Raw genomic sequence first — 21875 nt, forward strand, 5'->3', positions numbered from 1 at the left:
TGAAGGAGACAGATTGCCTTCATGGGTGCAAATATTCCTCGTGAATTTTTATGATGGTACTGTGGTTATGTTTTCTGTTCCCTTCCCTGTTATTACTTTGTTTGCACTATTGTTTTTAATAGTCGTTGCGCTATTTCCTGAAAAAAATCGCCACAGCGGTACCCTGCGTTTTCTTATCGCCTGCACAGTCCTTCTTTCTGTAAGCACGCTGCGCTGGGAATACGAGTCATCCATGCTCAGGAATATTCAATCCGTCCTGGCAATACTTCTGCCCCCTCTCGCATGGCATAGTTTCATCTCAATGACTGAAACCAGTAAGCAACGTCGCTGGCTAGTGCTGCTTTTACCCCCGACCATTGCATTTTTGATCAGGATAGTTTGGCCGGTTGCGACTGATTTCATCCTGTTTATCCTGTTTATGGGATACGGATATGGTCTCTTTCGTATTGCATGGCAGGGGGAGCATCACTTCACGCTGAACCGACTGGCGGAGTCAGCACATACGGTAAAGATGGCTTTTTTCGCCGGCAGCTTTCTGTGTCTATCTGCGCTGACAGATCTTGCGATTATATTTGACTTCAACATCACCGGTGGAAAACAGGCCCCGGGTATGATTGTCATTTTCCAGATGGCGCTGCTTCCTCTCATCGCCGCGGCGATTGTCAGCGCGGGAAGGACAACGGTATCAGGAAATGATAACCGGGAAGAAACGCCCCCCGAAAGTGTTGTGAGATCCTCAGGAGAGTTTGAGGCGATTTATCGCAGACTCGAGAAACAAGTCCGTGAAACACAGATTTATCTTAATCCCGATCTGACGCTGAGTATTCTGGCCAGAAAAACAGGCATACCCGCGCGACATCTTTCAAGCGCCGTGAATTCTGTGAGTCAGTGCAATGTATCGCAGTGGATCAATGGCTTCAGGATTGAACGGGCAAAGGAGCTGCTGTTAAACCCCCTGCTGCCCGTGACGGATATAATGTTGGAGTCGGGATTCACCACTAAATCAAATTTTAATCGTGAATTTCTGCGCGTTTGTGGTGTGTCACCTACTTTGTTCCGGCAGAAGATGCAGTGTAATCAAGCGAAGAATTCAGGAACTCACTGATCTTACGAACCAGATTTTGATGAATACTCGATCTCTTTGCATGGGGGCCATCCTGGCAAACAACTTCATCGCCAGGTGATTCTTCGTTCAGGAGATTTTCAGCACCGGGTTTACAAAGCTGCATGAAACTGAAATGTGTTGCGCCTTCGACGATCTCATATTGCCTCCAGCCTGGGTTCATTTTGGCAGCCAGATACCCAGACTCCTGTCCTGCAGGTAATTCTGCCAATCTGTCCGCCTGTGCGGCTAAAATCAGGACTGGAATGTTAATAGCATTCAGACTCTGAGGGGTAAACCCCGGCGCTAATCCTGAGTCAAGAGAGACGACAGCCCGGATCCTTGCATCCCTGTTATTTGCGGATATTTTTTCCACGGAAAGCGCGTCATTAATGCCCAGCTTTTCTGTTAACCGGCAGTCGCCGCGTTTGGGATGGTTTTGACAATCGTTGATAAACAAGGAAGGGTTAAATCGCGCACCCGCTAGCGACATGACTGTCCATCCGCCCAGAGAATGCCCTAAAGCCGCAATACGCTCCTTGTCCGTTGCCCCGAAAAGTGCCGGGGAGTCGATGACGAAATCAATAACCCGGGAAATATCGTGCGGACGTCGCCACAGCTTTTTAGCCTCTGGAGGATTCTGATCAAATGTAGTCGTGCCTGGATGATCCGGGGCGGCAACAATATATCCCTCTGCGGCCATCGCCGCAGCAATCCAGGACAGATTCCGCCAGTTGCCATTGTATCCGTGCGAAATAACCAGGAGAGGATGTGCTCCAGGTAATGGTGGCGCATCGGGGTTCACCATAACGCCAACAAAAGCGGGATTACTTCCTGTATTCACTGCTCTTCCCTCAGAAGAGGCTGGATACCACACCGTCACATTTAGAGTTTCCGACTTTGGGTCTGATAACTTTATCTGACGAAAGCCTGGAGATGCCTGTACTTGTATGCCGTAAAAGTAAAAGAAGACAGACAATAAACAAAAAACGCGTATGCACATCATAATATTCCTGTGGAGATGAATTTGTGCAACTTGTATATATCAGGTTCGGTATCCGGGCGTCCTGGAACACGATTGAGGTCGTGAATTTGTTTTTTTACAGCATTTTACATGTACATCTCTTACATCAGAGTGTCTGAGTGTCACTCCCTATGCATTAAGCGTAGTTGCTATGTAGTCGCTAAATTGAGATATCCGTCTTGGGGATGCGGACGTTTTCCTGGACGGGTTATGTTGTCAGCAACAGGTGCTAGCGTCTGGTGGGGCGAATCATGACCACTATTCTGTGATCTTTTCCCGGTTTCCCTTTTTCATAGCGCCATTCATTTTTCATGATACTGATGACTTTATGTTCAAACTCCGGAGTAGTTGTCGATTCAAGGATTTGTGTATTCTGAACTCTTCCGTTTGCATCAACATCAAACTGTATCCGCAGGGCACCCGGCAGTAGCTTTCCGTTCTTATCGTGAGTGGTGATAGCTGTAATTGCAGAGGAAGTGCTGCCAGAGGGTGTGCTGTCGCTGGCCTGTGTACCAAAGCAGACAGCCAGAAGAAATGGCAGGATGAGAGTGAGGAGTCTGATAGATTTCATAAAGCGTCCATGTCTTAAAATTAACCATATGATAGATATCCTTAATGGTTAAGTACACAGCCAAACAACCCAATGAAGATGGAACAAAGAGGCAGCGAGATAGTCAGCGCCTGCATAGCTGTATCGACGCAATTCGCCTTGCTTTTAAGGGCGGCCTGCAGGATTTGCTGCTGACTCATCAGTCATATTGTTCTTCACCCCATACCGCTATCCGTTTCGCTGCTAACATCAGGCTTAAAAAAATTGCGAAGAACTCTTTGCATGACTGATACCGCAGCAAATGAGATAGCGCCACACTTACCCTTACTCTTTGAAAATGAAGCCAATGGGATTCTTCAGGATCCGATCGGTGCGGGGATCGTGCTGTATGTTTGTCACATGGGTCTGGCTCTCACCGGCACTGGCTTTTACTCCTTTGCTGGCGCGCTTATCTTCTTTGGTCCAGGCTGGAACTTCCTGTACCTGCCCTTGTTACAACAACATTCAGTTCTGCTGAAAAAGGTCTGGCTCAGGCTGCGAAACCGATCTGCCAGCGATATCGGCTCTGGCAGATCGGTTTGGTCTGCTTCCAGGTCAAGCTGAATGCAAAAGCGATGATGGTGGGTTCAATCAGCGGTAAATCACCCACTGTAACGAGTATGACCGGGAGCAACACAACGCGCGTCAGTCCGCCTTCTCGCTCAGCTTCTCACGCATAAACTCAATAAAAACCTGCGTTTTCGCAGGGAGCAGTCGCGTTTCAGTCAGAGCATAAACCGTGACCGCTTCAGCCTTCCAGTCAGGCAATACCCGGGTCAGTTTATTATCCGCAACGTCTTCCCCGACAATTTTGTCAGGCAAAATCGCAATACCTGCTCCCATTGAGGCAAAACGACGCATCATACCAATGCTGTTCATCTGAAAGCGCCCGGAAGTTCTGATGCTAATCCGGCTTTCTTCGCGATATAAGTGCCAGTGACCGGGCTTATCCTGCCGCATACCAATACATTCATGATCCGTCAGCTCATCAGGGTTACCGGGATTGCCATTCTGAACTAAATAGTCGGGGGATGCGTAAAGGCTGCGTGAAAGCGACCCGAGCTTGCGTGCAATGAGGCCGGAATCGGGCAGACTCCCCATGCGAACTGCCAGATCATAGGGCTCCGACACCAAATCAACATTTCTCGGCGTTAAATCAAAATCGAAGCTGATACCCGGATAGCAGTCCGAGAACGCTTTAATCAGCGGCGCGAGAATCACCACCGCAAAATCGGCCGGCAAAGAGACTCGCAGCATACCCTGCGGCTGAGCCAGGAGAGAACCCAGCTGCTCATGCGCCAGACGTGCTTCATCAATGATGCGCCGGCTTCGTTCGTAATAAATCTGACCGGCTTCGGTCAGTTCAATCTTGCGCGTCGTCCGGTGTAACAGCCTGAGGCCGATAAACTTTTCAAGCTCATTTATTTTACGCGACAGCGTGGAATTTGGCATGCCCAGAGCCTGAGCTGCGCCACGAAAACTGCGCGCTTTGACAACTTCGACAAAGTAGGACATGTGGTTAAGAAGTTCCATGTTTATTGTGCCATGAATGGAATATTCAATTCTGATTTTAGCTATTTATCCCAAAAATTAACAGGATATACTTTAAATATTCGCAGGGGAAAACCTGCATAACCCCTGACAAATACTATATACGTCAGTCAGTTAACCAAAACCCACAGGATTAATTTTATGAGCTTTGAAAAATTCACCTCTGACAATGCCGCCATGCTGTTGATTGACCATCAGGTCGGCACCATGGGCTGGGCTAAATCCATGGCGTTTGACGAACTTAAACGCAATGCGCTAATGCTGGCTAAATCTGCCGCCATTCTGGATATGCCGGTGGTTCTTACCTCAAGCATGGAAGAATATGCGCAGGGGCCGCTGCTTGCAGAACTGAAAACTATTCTGCCAGAAGAATTTGAAGCACGAATCAAACGCATGGGCATTGTTAATGCCATGGACGATGAGAACTTTGCCGCCGCGGTTAACGCTACCGGCAGAAAGAAACTGATTATTGCAGGCGTAACTAACGATGTCTGTACGGTCTACCCGGCGCTGTCGCTGGTTGCAGCCGGGTTTGACGTACAGGTTGTTGCGGACGCCGGTGCCTCACCAACCAAAATGGCTGATGACATTGCGCTACGCCGTATGGACAAAAATGGCATTACCCTGACGACAACTAACCAGCTAATTGCTGAGCTGGCAGGAAGCTGGGCAACACCTCAGGGGGAGAAATTAGTCCAGGTATTAATGGAATCCTTTCAGTAATGAATAAGCCAGCAGCCTCGTGCGGCAGCGCTTTACGCCTTCCGTGCGGGTCTGACTTCCCGGATAAGAGAATCACAACAATGCTTAAAATTGAAAACAGCAGAAAACAATCGCATGGCTCTGGCGGGTTCGGTATCGATATCCTCTGGCCGGGAATGGTACAGAATTCAGATGACAGTGGTATTGGGGCAATTGGCCGTATTGACCAGGCAAACGTAAAAGCGGGAACGGTCATTCCCATGCATCCTCATAAGGATGATGAAATTCTCACTTACATGCGTAAAGGCAGAATGCTGCATCTGGACACGGTCGGTAATGAGGAAGAGATTACAGATACCCGACTGATGCTCATGAACGCCGGACATACCTTCCAGCATGAGGAACGCATTCTGGGTGAAAAAGGTGAATCAATGCAGTGTCTGCAGATTTTCATTCGCCCCTCAGAAACCAACCTGACACCTCAGGTTCAGTTTCATGATTTCGGCACGCCTTACAGTGACAATAACTGGCGGCTGATTGCCGGCCCTGAAAACGCACCGTTAACTTTTCGTTCTCAGACGTGGGTACAGGACGCGCGGCTTGCTGAAGGCAGCGAGCTGACGCTGCCGGCGGTTCCGGTCAGTAGCGCGGTGCGCCTGTTATATGTCTTTGAGGGCGCAGCCCGGGTTGGTGAAATCGCCCTAAATACTGGTGAGAGCATGATTATCGAAGACGGCGACGTTCACACCGTCATCGCGTTGGATACCACTAATCTGGTGCTCTTCACCACTGATCCCGCGGCAAAAGTATTCCGTGGCGGTATGTTCAGTGGCAATATACGCCCGCACCGGTAAAGGTATTTATAAAATTTCACAGCAGCTCAGTCATTCTTTTCAATTGACAAGCAGAATACAGCACTTTGAATTTTTCACTCACCGACGTTGAGTGATGTTTATCACCCGGAATCCGGATATTACTTTTTAATTTTAATTCAATATTAAAAACATCATGTATTACTGAAATTTTTATGTATCCAGTCAGCATACTGAACACCTGCATTAATTTTTTGTTCTTTATTAATACCGCGCTGTTTTACCGACCTGACTTTTTATCAGACTACAGGAAAAGAAAAATGGATAAAATATTTACCCCGTTCAAACTCGGGCAGTTAACGCTGAATAACCGTCTGGTGATGGCCCCCATGACCCGTAGCCGTGCTGAATATGACGGTACGCCGGCTGACATTGCAGTTGAATACTACGCACAGCGCGCCGGGGTGGGCCTTATCGTTGCAGAAGGGACGCAGCCCAGCGATGACGGACAGGGTTACTTAATGACGCCCGGTATTTACACCGACGCACACGTGGCGGGCTGGAAACAAATCGCGTCAGCCGTTCACAATAAGGGCGGTCATCTGTTCATCCAGCTTATGCATACCGGCCGCATGAACCATCCTGACAATACGCCGCACCATCGTCAGGGCGTGGCGCCTTCCGCTATTGCCCCCGGCGTACAGATGTTTACTGCAACCGGCATGCAGGATATTCCGGTGCCACGCGAACTGACAACGGAAGAAATCCGCAGCACGGTTGCTGATTTCCGTTATGCGGCACGGCGTGCTGTTGAGGCTGGTGCCGACGGCGTGGAAATCCACGGCGCTAATGCCTATCTGATACACCAGTTTTTAGCACCAAGCGCCAACCAGCGCATCGATGAATATGGCGGCTCCATTGAGAACCGTGCCCGTTTTGCGCTGGAGGTGGCGGCAGCCATTGCAGAAGAGATTGGTGCAGACAAAACCGCGATCCGTCTTTCCCCGGGCAGCCAGATTTGGGGTATTAATGAAGGTGAGGAAGGCCCGGCGCTTTATCGTTACCTGGTTGCTGAATTGAATAAGCTCGGACTGAGCTACCTGCACATTATGCACATGGGCAATGAGGAACTGCTGAGTGAACTGCGGGCGTTATGGACGCAACCGCTGATCCTGAATCGCCCCGGGAAAAGCAGAGAAAACATCGGTGATGATATCCAGTCCGGTCTTGCCGAACTGGAATCTTACGGCCAGATGATTCTGGCTAACCCGGACTTTCCAGAGCGGGTGAAAACAGAGGCGTCGTTGAACAGCGCAGATCCGACGACCTACTATGGCGGTGGTGTCAAAGGATATACTGATTATGCCAAAATGTAGTCAATTTATTATGCCCTGAAAGGGCGTAGCAAGCCCCTTAAAAAGAAGTCTCTGCCAGTCGTGGGAGATTGAAAGCCAAACACAATAAGACAGAACCAAAACCAGATGATGACCACGCCCACAGGGCGTGGTTTTCAGTTGGCAATAAAAAAGGATATGTCTTTAGGCATATTTTTTACTATCACCGTCCAACGATATCGCGCTTGTCTTGCGGGGTGATGGTATTACTGACTCTTCATTAGCCCCACTACTTAAACTGTTTCCAGTTACCCACACTTATACTCACTCAATGAGTCACTCGAATATTGACGAGTCCGGCCGTTGAACTCACGGCACAAAGCGGACAGCTGTAGGACTTACTGTCTGCTTTGTGCGAGGGGCCGACCTTAATGTTGCACATCCATGGCTAGTTTGTAATCGTTTGAATTACTTTAACAGAAGCCGTATTCCCAGAAAGGCCATGACTCCCCCGCTTAATTTATCGATGAACTTACGGTATTTAATGTAAGTCTGACGCGGCCCGTCCGTTGATAATACGCATGCTACGACTGCATACCAGAGTACATCAATAGCGAAAGCCATTAAGGGCAGGATAATATACATGGCAGGCTGAATGTTTTTACTAAGCGCGGCGGAAAAAATACTGGCAAATACCAGAGCGGTATGCGGATTACTAATTTGCGTGAATACGCCAGTGAGAAAAGCTTTTGAGGCGCTGACTTCCTCTGTCACGGCAGAATCGATAAACTTGTTTGCAGGACGCCGAAAGATTTTTAACGCAAGCCATAACAGATATAAACCACCGGCAATCTTCAGGCCTGTGTAAAGCGATGGAACCAATGTCAGCAGGGTGTGAAGGCCCGCCAACGCGATGGCGGCAAAAATAAGCGCACCAAAACCCATTCCGGCCGCCACAGATAACGCCGTCCGTCTTGAACTGGACATGGCCGTGCGGGCAACAAGAAGAAAGCTGACTCCCGGGCTCATAGCGCCAAAAAGGATAGCAACGCCAATCGCAGAAAGCGCAATCAAATCATTTGTCATTCATCTTCTCCCTCATACTAAACGTCAGCCAGTGTCGAACCACACATCTCATGAATCGCTCCCAATTGTCACCATAGCACAACGTCAGCAACTTCCGCCTCTGGCAAAGAGCGGACTGGACATGGCGTTTAGTTCTGGCGTGTAGTCAATGTGGGTTTTCGTTTCATGGCAACGTCCCCTCTTCTTGAACAATAGCGTGGCATCGAGCCGTTGAGCTCACAGCGAAATACAGGCGCTGGAAATTCATTTTACCAACGGGACCCACTGTCGCGACTCAATGCCGCCTTATGTTGCTAAGGAGATATTGCTCAATTTCTGATGCATGAAGTCAATGAGCGCTCTTGTTTTAGCGGGCAAGTAACGCCGATCGGAATAAAGGGCGAACAATTGCAATGGGGCTGGCGATTGTTCAAACTCAATCTCGATTAACCGTCCATCGCTAATGTAGGGTTGGCAGGCTTGTTTCGATAGGATTGCAAAACCCACGCCTGCTACCGCAGCGCGTCCTGCCATCTCTCCGCTGTTTACCCGATAATGCCCTTTAACCTTAATTGTCTCGAATCCCCCCTTCATATTGACAAACTGCCAGGGGGCACCTTTCAGCGCACTTACCGTTGTAATGCAGGGTAATTCTTCAAATTGCCGAATATGAGAAGGGGTGCCATAGCGCTGAATGACGCAAGGGGCTGCAACAATGGTGCAAGGGATAGTCACCAGATGCCGGGCTATGTAGTCACTGTCATCCATCTGACCACGAGTAATAATGATAGCTAAATCCAGATCATCTCTCAGGGATTCGAGGCCTGACAAATTTGTAACACAGCTGATCTCCAGGTCCGGGTACTGACAGGCGAAATCGGCAATAACAGAACCCAACAATGCAGGACCTATTTCATTGGGAATACAGATGCGTAGTGGCCCCTTGAGCTGCATTTGCCGCAACGTTAGCTCGGTCTCAGTTTGCTCAAGCGCCTCCAGTAATGGCTTCGCGCGGATATAGAGCAGGTGCCCCGCCTGGGTGAGTTTCATATGTCGGGTGCTACGCTCAATAAGCTGAAGATTCAGTTTTTCTTCTAACTGAGAAATACAGCGACTCACGTTTGATGTCGGCATTGCAAGGACTCTTGCTGCCCCAACGAAACTTTCTCTTTCAACCACCGCGATGAACACTTTCAGTGTATTAAAATCAAGCGCTGAACGCATCAACTATCCCATATTTGATAATAATAAGTGCCATTTTTACCATCTAATGAACATCATTGATAGTGGTTAAACTCGGATATCTTTCAGCCACAGGTTGCTTACTATGCCACTGGTCACACAGACGTTTAATCATAAAACCCTCATGCGGATAGCCATTGTAATGGCTTTTGTCCAGTTCACTAATGCATTGGAATATATGGCGTTAACGCCCGTTTTTGCTTTTATGGCCGAGGGGTTTTCGGTTCCTGTATCATTTTCTGGCTATGTCTCTGGTATGTATACGCTGGGTGCGGTGCTTTCTGGGATCGTTGCTTTTTATTGCATCGATCTGTTTAATAAAAAACAATTCTTGTTCACGAATATGGTGCTATTGGGAGCACTAACATTTTTGTCCACCCTCACTACTCATTTTGACATTCTTCTGGCACTGCGATTTTGCGCAGGAGCGGTTGGTGGTACGACAATGGGTGTGGGTATGAGTATTTTAATAAATTATGCCCCGGCAAACTTACGTGGAAAAATGCTGGCAACGGTAATTGCGTCATTTTCGCTGGTCAGTATCGTCGGCATGCCAGCGATATTATTTTTATGCACGCACTATGGTTGGCATACTGCGCCAGGGTTAATCAGTTCGCTTTGTCTGTTATCTTTACCGTTGATAATATTTATTATCCCTAAGGATACGGCCCCATCAGGCGTGAAGAGGAATCTATCTATTGATGCTCAAACCTTACTTTTCGCCTCTTGTACTGCCCTTGTACAATTCAGTCCAATGCTGATCATTCCCATTTTGGCGCCCTTAATGACGCAGTATATGGGCGCACAACAAAACCTATTACCTTTATTGTTCTTAAGTGGCGGGATAGCCGGTTATCTGTTTACAAAAATAACAGGCATGCTGACATCGCGTTTATCTGCTCTGATGCTGGCAACAATTTCAACTCTGTTCCTGGTGGCAAGTTTGCTGATTCCGGCGATGGGTTATCATAATGTATTTCTATTTATAACCTTATTTCTTGGCGCTTCATACAGTCGGCTGGTTTGCGCGTCGTCGGTTGCTGTCCAGTATCCTGAGGATGAACAACGAGCCAGCTTTACTTCACTACAGACAGCCATGATGTACCTGATAACAACTCTCGCATTCTTTCTGTCTTCCTTATTACTACCGGACCAGGGAATAACAACGCAAAATCTAAACAGACTGCTGGTTGTCAGTGCATTAGCCGCCTCTGTATTTCCCGTAATGGTCATAATACTTCAAAAGAAACTGGCTAAACGCACTGTCCCGTCTGATCACTTCATCATTGATTAGCATAACGTCCGCTCCTGCCGCGGAGCGGACCGTCAGACTCTGCTCCGTTCGGTTTCAGGCTGTCTGCCCCCCTTCCCCATAGACGACATCCCGGCTTCCCCTGCCTTTTATGACACGGTCATTAACTAACACGCTAATAAATAATAAAAATACGACAGAATGAAGGGACCAGGCACAATGCGATTGTTTATTGGCATAACGTATGGCGCTCCGGCAATCAACCCCCTTAGCGCCCGCTCAAATCGCTTCCGTCACGCTCTTACCCACCCCGTCCCCTGCACCACCGTTTTGCGCTAAGCCGTGTCACCCCATATTGGTCTATCGCCTGTGTACCTTAACGCCTGCGCCATGAATCTGCTGAGAGATCGTTTTTTAAGTAACTTGCATTTTGATAGTTACTATGTCAATTTGCTCCTGAAAGCCACCTATCTATCCGGGCCAGTCCATGAAAAATGAACCGCTTTGCCACGCTCCCTGCCCCATCGCCCGTAGCCTTGGCCGCATCGGTGACAGCTGGAGCATAATGATCCTGCGCGACGCCTTCGCTGGCTTTACCCGCTTTGACGAGTTCCAGAAAAGCAGCAACGTCGCGCCGAATATTCTTTCACGCCGCCTGAAGGCGCTGGTAGACGACGGCCTGCTGGAGAAGGTTTGCTACAGCAGCACACCGCCGCGCTACGAATACCACCTCACGCAAAGCGGCCGCGACTTTCGCATGGTACTGCTGGCGCTGGCGGAATGGGGTAACCGCCACTTCTCACCCGAAGGCCGTCAGATGCAATTGGTGGAAAGTGAAACCCAGCGGCGCGTGGAACCGATCCTGGTCGATAAAGCGACCGGCGAAGAGATTATTCCGGGTAAATACACCATGGTGCCGGGACCCGCCGCTTCGCCGATGATGAAATACCGTCACGACTATCTGTTGCGCAAACGCGAAGGCGATAGCGGGCAAAAATTCCAACCCGAACCCTACCGGGATGCCAGCAATGAACCCGGCCAGTAAGAAAAGCGCCTTCGTCCTGGCGGCACTCGGCGTCGCCGCACTGGCGGCAGCGAGTTACGGCGCTTACTGGTGGCATACCGGGCGCTTTATCCAGACCACCGATGATGCCTATGTTGGCGGTGATATTAGCGCCATCTCCAGCAAAATCTCTGGCTATATCCAGCAGCTGGCGGTGCAGGACAATATGGCGGTGAAAAAAGGCGATCTGCTGATTCGCATCGACGACCGCGATTACCGCGCCGCACGGGCAAAAGCCGTCGGAGAAGTGGCGGCGCAGCAGGCCGCGCTGGCCGATATCATTGCCACCCGCCAGCTACAGCAGGCGACGATTGCCGCTTCTGCGGCCTCGTTACAGGCCGCCGCCGCGGCGGCCGAAAAATTGGCTAACGACAACCGGCGCTATAACGCCCTGGCCGCGTCGAGCGCGATTTCCGCACAAATCCGCGATAACGCCTCCGCCGATTACCGCCGGGCGCGCGCTGAGCAGGATAAAGCAAAAGCGGATAAAACCGCCGCCGAACGCCAGCTGGCGGTGCTGGATGCCCGCCAGCAACAAACCCTGGCCGCCCTGACCCAGGCCCAGGCTAACCTCGAGATGGCCACGCTGAACCTCAGCTATACCGAAATTCGCGCGCCGTTCGATGGCGTGATTGGCAACCGCCGCGCGTGGTCCGGTTCGTTCGTCAGCAGCGGCACGCAGCTGCTTTCGCTGGTTCCCGCGCACGGCCTGTGGATTGACGCCAACTTCAAGGAAAACCAGTTGGCGCATATGCGTGCCGGCCAACCGGTAACCATCGTGGCCGATGTGCTGCCGAACCGCACCTTTAAGGGCCATGTCACCAGCCTGGCACCGGCGACCGGCTCACGCTTCAGCATTCTTCCTGCGGAGAACGCGACGGGGAATTTTACTAAAATCGTTCAGCGCGTACCGGTTCGCATTGCGCTGGAAGGAGAAGGGGCAAAACTTGACGTACTGCGCCCAGGGCTATCGGTAGTCGTCACCGTGAACGAAAAGAGCCGCCGATGAGCACCGCTCAGGCGCTGTCCGTCCCGCAGGGTCTGTCGATGCCGATGACGCAGAAGATCTTCGCTTTCGCCAGCATGTGCGTGGGCATGTTTATCGCGCTGATCGATATCCAGATCGTGTCCGCCTCGCTGCGGGATATCGGCGGCGGCCTCTCGGCGGGCGACGATGAAACCGTCTGGGTACAAACCAGCTACCTGATCGCCGAGATCATTATTATCCCGCTTTCCGGCTGGCTGGCGCGGGTCATGTCGACGCGCTGGCTGTTTGCCGCTTCCGCGGCGGGCTTCACGCTGATGAGTCTGCTGTGCGGCTGGGCGTGGAACATTCAGAGTATGATCGCCTTCCGCGCTCTGCAGGGGCTGGCGGGCGGATCGATGATCCCGCTGGTTTTCACCACCGCCTTCGCCTTTTTCCAGGGTAAACAGCGGGTCATCGCCGCCGCGACGATCGGCGGCCTGGCCTCCCTGGCCCCCACGCTTGGCCCGACGGTGGGCGGCTGGATCACCGAAAACTTCAACTGGCACTGGCTGTTCTTTATCAACGTTATTCCGGGGATTTACATCGCGGTTGCCGTACCGCTGCTGGTGAAAGTCGATAGCGCTGACCCCTCGCTGCTGCGCGGTGCCGACTACCTCAGTATTCTGCTGCTGGCGTTATCGCTCGGCTGCCTGGAATATACCCTCGAAGAAGGCCCGCGCTGGGGCTGGTTTGACGACGCCACCCTGACGACGACCGCCTGGGTCGCCCTGCTGTGCGGCGTGGCGTTTATTATCCGCACCCTGCGCCATCCGCAGCCGGTCATGGATCTCCGGGCCCTGCAGGACCGAACCTTCAGCCTCGGCTGTTATTTCTCGTTTATGGCCGGCGTCGGCATCTTCGCCACCATCTATTTAACCCCCCTGTACCTCGGTAGCGTGCGCGGTTTCAGCGCCCTGGAAATTGGCCTGGCGGTATTTTCCACCGGCCTGTTCCAGGTGATGTCGATCCCGTTTTATTCGTGGCTCGCCAACCGCGTCGACCTGCGCTGGCTGCTGATGGCCGGGCTGATCGGCTTTGCGGTGTCGATGTACAGCTTTGTGCCGATAACCCACGACTGGGGTGCCGACCAGCTGCTGCTGCCACAGGCTTTTCGCGGACTGGCGCAGCAGTTTGCCGTCGCGCCTACCGTGACCCTGACGCTGGGCAGCTTGCCTCCCGCGCGCCTTAAGCTGGCCTCCGGGCTGTTTAATTTAATGCGCAATCTCGGCGGCGCCATCGGCATCGCCCTGTGCGGAACGGTGCTTAACGACAGGACCAATTTGCATTACAGCCGCCTGGCGGATCATCTGAATAACGCCAACCTGGCAATGAGCGATTTTGTTCAGCGCAGCGCGGCAAACCTTGTCGCTCAGGGGATCTCCCCGGATGCCGCTCATACGGCGGCGCTGAAAAATCTTTCCGCACTGACGCTGCGGGAGGCACGAACACAGGCATTTTCCGATGCTTTTTACCTCATCATGATCGGTTTTTTGATTGCCGCGCTGCTGGTTCCCTTAATGAAAAAGCCGCTGGCACACTGATATTACAGGAGAGTTGATTATGGGCGTTTCAGCTAAACGCATTGTCGTGACCGGGATGGGGATTGTCAGCCCTCTGGGCTGCGGCGTACAGCACGTCTGGCAGTCGCTGCTGGCAGGTAAGTCTGGTATTACCAGGCTTAGCGAGCAGATGGTCGAAGACATTCCCTGCAAAGTGGCCGGGCAGGTTCCGTCCATCGAACGCGATCCGCTGCACGGCTTCGATCCGCAGGCGACCATCCCGGCCAAGGAACGCAAAAAAATGGATCGTTTTATCGAGTTTGCGCTGGTTGCCGCGCGTGAGGCGCTAACGCAGGCCGGGTGGTCGCCGGCATCAGCGGCAGAACAAGATCGCACCGCAACGGTAATCGCCACCGGGATCGGCGGGTTCAGCGAGATCGCCCATGCGGTACATACAACGGACCAACGCGGGCCGCGTCGCCTGTCTCCGTTCACTATCCCCTCTTTTCTTGCCAACCTGGCCGCCGGACATGTGTCTATCGCCCACGGTTTCCGTGGCCCCATCGGCGCGCCGGTCACCGCCTGCGCGGCAGGCGCGCAGGCCATTGGCGATGCTGCACGGATGATCCGCAGTGGCGAGGCGGATATCGCCCTCTGCGGCGGCGCAGAAGCGGCAATTCATCGCGTTAGCCTTGCCGGGTTTGCCGCAGCAAGAGCGCTCTCCAGCGCATCCAATGACCAGCCGGAAGCGGCTTCCCGCCCCTTTGACCGCGACCGCGATGGTTTTGTGATGGGAGAAGGCGCCGGGCTTATCGTGATTGAGTCGCTGGAACACGCGCTGGCGCGCGGTGCCACCCCGCTGGCAGAGCTGGTCGGCTACGGCACCAGCGCCGATGCTTATCACCTGACCGCTGGCCCGGAAGACGGTAACGGCGCGCGTCGGGCCATGGAAATGGCCATTCGTCAGGCGGGGGTGACAGCAGAAGAGATTGACCATATCAACGCCCACGCCACCTCGACTCAGGTCGGAGACAAAGGCGAACTGGCGGCGATAAAAAGCCTGTTCGCCACGCATCCCGTCGCCATTACGTCAACGAAATCAGCAACCGGCCATCTGTTAGGCGCGGCCGGCGGGATTGAGGCCATCTTCACCATTCAGGCGCTGCGTGACCAGGTGGTACCGCCGACGCTGAACCTGCATCACCCCGATGAAGACGCGGAAGGCCTGAACCTGGTGGCGCGGGTGGCCCGCCCGCAGAAGATGCGTTATGCGCTGTCGAACGGTTTTGGCTTTGGCGGCGTCAACGCCAGCCTGCTGCTGAAACGTTGGGAATAATGGTTCCGCTCCCCTTCTGGCAATCGCCGGCGGGGGAGTTCCATCAAGGCAAAACGCGCATTGATACTCACGGTCTATTTCGGCTTGTTGATGCGTAAGTTTTCCCCGCGTCTTTCTCGAGGGCGTTACCGCCGCGTAGCATCGGCATCGACTGGCGGCGGGCCGTCGCCGGTTTTGGCGGGTAGCGGCGGGTACGGCTATGGCAGGAAGCACGTCGCCATAGCCGCCGTGGCGCCCCCTTCCACGCCGATGTCGGCGGGCGCCACCACACTTCATGCCCTGCTGCAGATGATGACCGTCGCCCTCGGATCCCCAGATGGGCCAGCGCGGTTTTAACCTTTAGTGTGAATCTCAACGCAGGGAACACAGTCCGTTTGCGCAGCCTGTTGGTAAATAATATCGTGGGTGCCGACGCAACCAATTGTTCATCTGCCTTGCTGCCGATTAAAGCATCCATCACTCAGTTGAGGAGCCAGACCATGCCTGATAATCATCCGGACTCACAGCATATACGCTGGCAACAGGAAATGGCGTCACGACGTGGTGAGATCAGGGAGAAAATCAGAGCCTATACCGGACGGCGTGAACAGATTCTTTGCCCCTTTCCCGGCGTGAGCGTTGTGGAATTACACCGCCCGATGCCCCCCTACGCTTGTCTCTACCAGCCCAGCGTGTCGCTGATTCTTCAGGGGGAGAAGCGCGTCAGTCTGGGCGAAAAAACCTATGCCTATAATGAATCCCACTTTCTTCTGACCGCCGTCAATTTGCCGACCGTCGCCGAAGTGATGCAAGCCAGCGCTGAACAACCGTTTATCTCGCTGCTGCTCCAGCTGGACTTATCTCTCGCCCGGGAAGTGATGATCGACATGAAACAGTACGGCAATGACGCGGAATACAGAGATGAGGGAATGTCGCTCGGGCCGGCAGACGGCCCGCTGCTTGATGCGCTGCTACGCTATCTGAACGTCAACGAACATCCTCAGGATAAAGGCTACATGGGTAACCTCATTCAGCGCGAAATACTGTATCGCATTCTCACCAGCCCGGCGGGCAGGACCTTAAGAGAAACCGTATTGACCGGCTCCAGCGGGCAACGGATATCCGTGGCCATGGACTGGCTACGCGATAACTATGCGCAGCCGTTAAAGGTCGAAGCGCTGGCGCGGATTGCCGGTATGGGCGTCTCCACGCTGCACCACCATTTTCGCCGCATGACGAACATGAGCCCACTGCAGTACCAGAAGCAGCTACGGCTTCTTGCAGCCAGACGGTTGTTATTGTCGCAAGATGCGGATGCCTCGACGGCGGCGATAAGCGTAGGGTATGAAAGCGTCAGCCAGTTCCACCGTGAGTACAAGCGTCAGTTTGGTATCACGCCGATCGGCGATAAAGCCCTGTCGCTGGCGGCCGGGACAGGGCGCCCCTACTGAAGATCAGCGTACAGGCTGACACCGGTTCGCCGATGTCAGCCGTCCTCATCAGGCCGACAGCGAGGCCATATCAATCACGAAACGGTACTTCACCTCTCCCCGCTCCATGCGTTCAAATGCCTGGTTAATCTGCTGTATCGGGATGATCTCGCACTCCGGGTAAACCCCTTTCTGCGCGCAGAAATTCAGCATCTCCTGGGTTTGCGCAATGCCGCCGGAAGGTGAGCCGGTAATGCGGCGGCGCCCCAGGATTAGCGGTAAGGTGCTGAAACCCTCCATATTCCCCAGATTGCCAACAATCACCAGCGCCCCTTCGATATCCAGCAATTGCACGTACGCAGAGAGATCGTGCCGGGTGGGGATCGTGTCAATAATCACGTCGAACGAGGAGCCTGCCCGCTGCATATCCTCTGCTGATGTCGACAGTAAAACATGTTTCGCCCCCAGCTCATGCGCCTCCTGAGCTTTTGCCGCGCTACGGGTAATCACGGTGACCGTAGCGCCCAGCGCCTCTGCCAGACGTACGGCAAGATGTCCCAGGCCACCGATGCCAATCACCCCGACGCGTGAGCCCGGCCCCACATTCCAGGTGCGCAGCGGGGAGTAAACGGTAATACCGGCGCACAGGAGCGGCGCGGCGCGGGAAGGATCGAGCGCTTCCGGCAGATTTAAGACAAACTCTTCTCGTACCACGATATGTTTCGCATAGCCGCCATAGGTTATCTCACCTGAAATGCGATCGCGGCCGTTGTAGGTCACCGTCGGAAATTCTCGGCACATTTGCTCTTCGTGTCGACGGCACTGATCGCACTCCTGGCAGCTGTCGACTATCGTCCCGACGGCCACCATTTGCCCGACCTGATAGCGGCTCACTTCACTGCCAACCTCAGTCACCCGGCCAATAATTTCGTGCCCGGGAACGCAGGGGTAAACGGTCGCCCCCCACTCTTTCCAGTCATCCCGGGTTTGATGCAGATCGCTGTGGCACACCCCGGACCACAGGATCTCAATCGCCACATCATTCCTGCGCAAGGCGCGTCGTTCAAAGCTGAAGGGAACCAGCGGAGTGGTGGCATTAAGTGCGGCATAACCCATCGTTTTCATAGCTGCTCCTGTTGTGCATTAACCTTGCTGAACTGTAGCGGCCAGATGCACAACCCGGTGAGCCCGATCCTGCCTGATGACTGCCTATTACTCTTGAGCCGTGAATATCCGTTCGCGGGAAGATATCGCCGGGCTTATCTCCTGCGACGATATGCAGGGACCTGGCTGAATAGCGCCGTTGGCGGGCGCGTATGGCGCTTCACGCGCAATGTGGCCGGGAACATCGCAGGGAATAAGAGCGGGAGGAAAGGCGTTGGCCAAGTGGCTTTTTTTAACCCCACTCAATGGTAACGGGCGCTGTGAACTCATTTGATCCTCCGCCTGAAAGGCATATGAAGTGAATGATTCACTCGCTCGAGAACCAGCCTGTCACCTCAGGCTCATCGTTTTCATTCCCTGCTCCGGATCAGGTCTATGAATTCCATTCATAGCGCCTATTTAATCAGCGTAATTATCTTTAACCGCATCTTCGTTAATCTGGGGATATCGGCTGAAGACACAATATGAAATACAGCAGGAAAGTAGCTACCGCTGATGAGAGTACCCCAGCCTGCGCGGCTGGGGCGTCATCGGAGGCTAACTAAATATGCTTATCGAAGAAGACGTCTAATTTTTGCATTGCCTGGTCAACGTATTTAGGCACCCAATACGTTTCAATATGGGTAGCGCCATCGATCAGGAACAGTTCTTTATCCTTCGTACCGCTGGCTTTCGCAAACGCATCTTCAGTCATATAGAGCGTATCGGCTTTTGTACCGGCAATCATCAGCAGCGGTTTATTGATGAGATTGATATGGTCCGTTACGTCAAAGCTCATCAAATCCAGAAGGCTGCTGGTGGTGTATTTAAACGTGGAGTTCGGGTGTGCGTGGGTTTTCCAGTAGTACTCGTAGCCCTGGCGATACAAGGCAAAAGGTAATTTAGCAATCTGTTCATCAGTCAGGTTGGCATCGCCGGAGTAAAGCACTTCGCCTCCGGCTGCTTCCTGAGCGCGAGCGTCAGAAGCCTGCTGAAGCCGCTGCTGGATAGTCTCCAGCTGTGAATCCTGCATACCGTTGCGGCGCACAAGACCTGAATTAAACATGCTGATAGTTGCAATCGATTTGAACCGTTTGTCCGTCTCGGCGGCAACCAGTGAATACCCGCCGCCACCGCAAATGCCAAGCAGGCCAAGGCGGGAAGTATCAACCCCGGGATACTGGCTGATGTAATCCGCCATACCGTGGATATCCTCGATACGATTTGCCGGTTTATCCACGCTGCGAGGCATCCCACCGCTGGCGCCCTGATACGCGGCGTCGGCGGTAATCGTGATGTAGCCCTGCTCAGCGAGACGCTGGGCATACAACCCGGCGACCTGTTCTTTTACACCGCCATTAGGATGCGCGACTACCACGGCAGGGTATTTTTTGGCGGGATCGTAGTTAGCTGGCGTATAGACGTTGGCAGCAATCTGGATGCCGTGCAGATCGTATTTCACCGGATGAATATTGACCTTGCCTTTGACGTTCTCAGTAATGGCACCGTCATAGGCCAGTGTGAATGGATTTTTCTTGTAATCAGCCGCATTGACTGAGGTCACTCCGGCCATTGCCGTGAGTAGCATGGCACTGATAAGCGTGAATTTCATGGTCTCTCCCGATGAGTGTCGGCCTGGTTATACAGGCTCGCGAAATTAAATATGCAGCCTCAGGTTAGGGAGAACAGGCTGTCAGCTGCGTGACCGAGAAATAACATTTTTGTCAGGAAGCGGCCGGGATGGGGAAGTGTTCCTGACAGCGCTGTCAGGTAAGCGTCAGCTTTATGTTGGCTAGCAAGGAGCAGAATGATCTCGCTTAAAGGAGATTCATGTTCAATTTTCTGAGAAACGGAGCGATCAATGAAAAGCCAGAATGCCCCAACAATGCCAGAGCGGCGCAAGCTATTAGTCGCCGGGGCGGGTATTGCCGCCGCCTCGCTGATACCCCACGTATCGGCGGCGAGCCAATCCTCTCAGGTCGATACATCCAGACAAACCAGCCAACGCAATGCTGCTCCGGGTAAGCGTAAACTCGGGAAGCTGGAAGTTTCTGCCGTCGGTCTGGGCGTGCAGAACATGAGTCGCAAATACGACACGTCCGTTCCCTGGCGTCCCGAGATGATCAATGTTATCCACCGGGCATTTGATGAAGGTGTGACGTTCTTCGATGCCGCCGAAGCCTACGGCCCGTTTGAAGTCGAAAAAATTCTCGGAGAAGGCGTCGCCCCGTTCAGGGACAAAATCGTTATCGCCACCAAGTTTGGCTGGAACATTGACCAGCAGACGGGTAAGCGTCTGCCGGGCCTTAACAGCAGGCCGGAGCATATCAGGCAGGTCGTCGACAATATGCTCAAACGCCTGCGTACCGATCGCATCGACTTACTGTATCAACACCGTGTTGATCCGCAGATCCCGATCGAAGATGTCGCCGGTGTGGTGAAAGATTTAATGGTTCAAGGAAAAGTCCTGCACTGGGGTCTGTCTGAAATGGGTATCAACACGTTGAGACGCGCCCACGCAGCATTACCCGTGACCGCCGTACAAAGTGAATACTCCATGCTCTGGCGCGGCCCTGAGAAACAGGTGCTTCCGGTGTGTGAAGAGCTGGGCATTGGGTTCGTGCCATGGAGTCCACTCGGCGTGCAATTTTTAACCGGCTGGATTGATGAGAATACCCGGTTCGCTACCGGTGATTTCCGCGCGACAGAAACGCGCTTCTCGCCTGATAACCTGCCACACAACTTACCGCTGGTTGAACTACTGAAATCCTGGGCAATAAGAAAAAATGCCGCGCCGGGACAGATTGCGCTGGCATGGCTCCTGGCCCGTAAACCCTGGATAGTTCCCATCCCTGGCACCACCAATAAAGACCATCTGCGGCAAAACACAGCGGCTAGCGGCGTGTCGCTGACCGCCACGGAGATGACCGAGCTCACTCGCTCACTGGATACCATCACTATCCAGGGTCAACGTCTGCCGGATGCCGTGCAGGTTTATTCAGATGTTGAAGCACCGTTGCAAAGTTAAGAGGAAATCCCGTTATGCGCCTGTTGTTAGTCGAAGATGAAGAAAAAACGTCAACCTATCTCAACCGTGCGCTGGGTGAGTCCGGATTTACGGTCGATATCTCCGCCGATGGCGCGGAAGGCCTTCATTACGCGCTGGAGTTCGATTATGACGCCATCATTCTTGATGTGATGCTGCCGGGGATGGATGGCTACCGGGTACTCGAGGGGGTGCGAGCCGTCAAACAGACGCCGGTGCTGATGCTCTCGGCACGGGGATCGGTCGATGAACGGGTCAAAGGGCTTCGCCTTGGCGCTGATGATTATCTCCCGAAACCCTTTTCGCTTATTGAACTGGTGGCGCGTATTCAGGCCCTGGTGCGGCGCCGGGCTGTGGATGGCGCAGACATCACCCAGTTGCACATTCACGATCTACATCTCGACTTACTGGCTCGCCGGGTATTTCGCGCCGGAACGCGACTGGAACTGACCGCGAAAGAGTTTTCCCTGTTGAGCCTTCTCTCCCGCCATCAGGGAGAAATTCTGTCAAAGATGATGATTGCTGAGCAGATATGGGACATGAATTTTGACAGCGATGCCAACGTGGTTGAAGTCGCCATTAAACGTCTGCGCGCCAAAGTGGATGCCCCGTTCGACATTAAGCTGCTTCATACCGTCCGTGGCATGGGGTACGTCCTTGAAGTCCGCGCTGAATAAAT

The 21875-nt window shown here is 53.0% G+C and carries 20 protein-coding genes and 1 pseudogene; 14 read left to right on the top strand and 7 right to left on the bottom strand.

What is annotated here, in order from left to right; genetic code table 11:
• The first annotated feature begins 13 nt into the window (after positions 1-13).
• Positions 14-1105 (top strand): helix-turn-helix domain-containing protein, encoded by a 1092-nt coding sequence (locus GRPL_RS07195; RefSeq protein WP_228134582.1) that lies wholly within the window; start codon positions 14-16, stop codon positions 1103-1105.
• Here GRPL_RS07195 and GRPL_RS27070 read toward each other — a convergent pair.
• Together GRPL_RS27070 and GRPL_RS07190 are read right to left on the bottom strand one after the other, a co-directional pair.
• Positions 1047-2108, bottom strand: a complete 1062-nt coding sequence (locus GRPL_RS27070; protein ID WP_077267085.1) for an alpha/beta hydrolase family protein — start codon at positions 2106-2108, stop codon at positions 1047-1049. The genes GRPL_RS07195 and GRPL_RS27070 overlap by 59 nt on opposite strands.
• A gap of 247 nt (positions 2109-2355) precedes the next feature.
• Positions 2356-2697 carry a TonB family protein gene (locus tag GRPL_RS07190; RefSeq protein ID WP_032700104.1) on the bottom strand — a complete coding sequence of 114 codons (342 nt, stop codon included), beginning with the start codon at positions 2695-2697 and terminating at the stop codon, positions 2356-2358.
• A gap of 261 nt (positions 2698-2958) precedes the next feature.
• On the opposite strand from GRPL_RS07190, the gene GRPL_RS28305 reads away from it, so the two are divergent.
• Complete coding sequence (locus GRPL_RS28305; protein WP_064385402.1) at positions 2959-3279, top strand: hypothetical protein; 321 nt, start codon at positions 2959-2961, stop codon at positions 3277-3279.
• An 81-nt stretch (positions 3280-3360) separates the two neighbouring features.
• On the opposite strand, the gene GRPL_RS07185 is transcribed toward GRPL_RS28305, so the two are convergent.
• Complete coding sequence (locus GRPL_RS07185; RefSeq protein WP_032700105.1) at positions 3361-4248, bottom strand: LysR family transcriptional regulator; 888 nt, start codon at positions 4246-4248, stop codon at positions 3361-3363.
• Between the two features lie 159 nt (positions 4249-4407).
• On the opposite strand from GRPL_RS07185, the gene GRPL_RS07180 reads away from it, so the two are divergent.
• The 3 genes from GRPL_RS07180 (at position 4408) to GRPL_RS07170 (ending at position 7156) form a co-directional block, all read left to right on the top strand.
• Positions 4408-4989, top strand: coding sequence for an isochorismatase family protein (locus GRPL_RS07180; RefSeq protein WP_032700107.1), 582 nt, complete (start codon positions 4408-4410; stop codon positions 4987-4989).
• Between the two features lie 80 nt (positions 4990-5069).
• Positions 5070-5822 carry a pirin family protein gene (locus GRPL_RS07175; RefSeq protein WP_032700109.1) on the top strand — a complete coding sequence of 251 codons (753 nt, stop codon included), beginning with the start codon at positions 5070-5072 and terminating at the stop codon, positions 5820-5822.
• A 278-nt stretch (positions 5823-6100) separates the two neighbouring features.
• A complete protein-coding gene (locus GRPL_RS07170) occupies positions 6101-7156 on the top strand; it encodes an alkene reductase (protein ID WP_032700111.1) in 1056 nt (351 codons plus the stop codon).
• A gap of 426 nt (positions 7157-7582) precedes the next feature.
• Here GRPL_RS07170 and GRPL_RS07165 read toward each other — a convergent pair whose 3' ends face one another.
• Entirely contained in the window at positions 7583-8200 is a 618-nt protein-coding gene (locus GRPL_RS07165) for a LysE family translocator (protein ID WP_032695925.1), read from the bottom strand.
• A gap of 285 nt (positions 8201-8485) precedes the next feature.
• A complete protein-coding gene (locus tag GRPL_RS07160; protein WP_032700112.1) occupies positions 8486-9403 on the bottom strand; it encodes a LysR family transcriptional regulator in 918 nt (305 codons plus the stop codon).
• A 103-nt stretch (positions 9404-9506) separates the two neighbouring features.
• Here GRPL_RS07160 and GRPL_RS07155 point away from each other — a divergent pair, with 103 nt between their 5' ends.
• The 7 genes and pseudogenes from GRPL_RS07155 to GRPL_RS07130 all read left to right on the top strand — a co-directional run bounded on the left by GRPL_RS07155 (position 9507) and on the right by GRPL_RS07130 (position 17028).
• Positions 9507-10715, top strand: a complete 1209-nt coding sequence (locus tag GRPL_RS07155; protein WP_032700114.1) for an MFS transporter — start codon at positions 9507-9509, stop codon at positions 10713-10715.
• Positions 10716-11160: 445 nt separating this feature from the next.
• Positions 11161-11718 carry a winged helix-turn-helix transcriptional regulator gene (locus GRPL_RS07150; RefSeq protein WP_032700116.1) on the top strand — a complete coding sequence of 186 codons (558 nt, stop codon included), beginning with the start codon at positions 11161-11163 and terminating at the stop codon, positions 11716-11718.
• A complete protein-coding gene (locus tag GRPL_RS07145) occupies positions 11702-12745 on the top strand; it encodes an HlyD family secretion protein (protein ID WP_032695921.1) in 1044 nt (347 codons plus the stop codon). The genes GRPL_RS07150 and GRPL_RS07145 overlap by 17 nt, the downstream gene beginning before the upstream one ends.
• Complete coding sequence (locus tag GRPL_RS07140) at positions 12742-14304, top strand: DHA2 family efflux MFS transporter permease subunit (RefSeq protein WP_032700118.1); 1563 nt, start codon at positions 12742-12744, stop codon at positions 14302-14304. Before GRPL_RS07145 ends, GRPL_RS07140 begins: the two co-directional genes overlap by 4 nt.
• 19 nt (positions 14305-14323) lie before the next feature.
• The gene (fabF, locus tag GRPL_RS07135) at positions 14324-15598 is read left to right on the top strand and encodes a beta-ketoacyl-ACP synthase II (protein ID WP_032700120.1); all 1275 of its coding nucleotides are present in this window, start codon (positions 14324-14326) and stop codon (positions 15596-15598) included.
• 129 nt (positions 15599-15727) lie between these two features.
• A pseudogene (locus tag GRPL_RS28600) lies at positions 15728-15919 on the top strand (chloride channel protein); the annotation flags it as partial.
• A 158-nt stretch (positions 15920-16077) separates the two neighbouring features.
• Positions 16078-17028, top strand: coding sequence for an AraC family transcriptional regulator (locus tag GRPL_RS07130; protein ID WP_032700121.1), 951 nt, complete (start codon positions 16078-16080; stop codon positions 17026-17028).
• 48 nt (positions 17029-17076) lie between these two features.
• On the opposite strand, the gene GRPL_RS07125 is transcribed toward GRPL_RS07130, so the two are convergent.
• Together GRPL_RS07125 and GRPL_RS07120 are read right to left on the bottom strand one after the other, a co-directional pair.
• A complete protein-coding gene (locus tag GRPL_RS07125) occupies positions 17077-18132 on the bottom strand; it encodes an NAD(P)-dependent alcohol dehydrogenase (protein WP_032700123.1) in 1056 nt (351 codons plus the stop codon).
• A 580-nt stretch (positions 18133-18712) separates the two neighbouring features.
• Positions 18713-19738: an alpha/beta hydrolase gene (locus GRPL_RS07120; RefSeq protein ID WP_223306670.1), complete on the bottom strand. Its 1026-nt coding sequence runs from the start codon at positions 19736-19738 to the stop codon at positions 18713-18715.
• Positions 19739-20011: 273 nt separating this feature from the next.
• Here GRPL_RS07120 and GRPL_RS07115 point away from each other — a divergent pair, with 273 nt between their 5' ends.
• Both GRPL_RS07115 and GRPL_RS07110 read left to right on the top strand, forming a co-directional pair.
• Positions 20012-21178 (top strand): aldo/keto reductase, encoded by a 1167-nt coding sequence (locus GRPL_RS07115; RefSeq protein WP_210434732.1) that lies wholly within the window; start codon positions 20012-20014, stop codon positions 21176-21178.
• A gap of 14 nt (positions 21179-21192) precedes the next feature.
• Entirely contained in the window at positions 21193-21873 is a 681-nt protein-coding gene (locus tag GRPL_RS07110; RefSeq protein WP_032695915.1) for a heavy metal response regulator transcription factor, read from the top strand.
• Positions 21874-21875: the final 2 nt, after the last annotated feature.

This window comes from Klebsiella planticola ATCC 33531 (assembly GCF_000735435.1).
Taxonomy (GTDB): Bacteria; Pseudomonadota; Gammaproteobacteria; order Enterobacterales; family Enterobacteriaceae; genus Klebsiella; species Klebsiella planticola.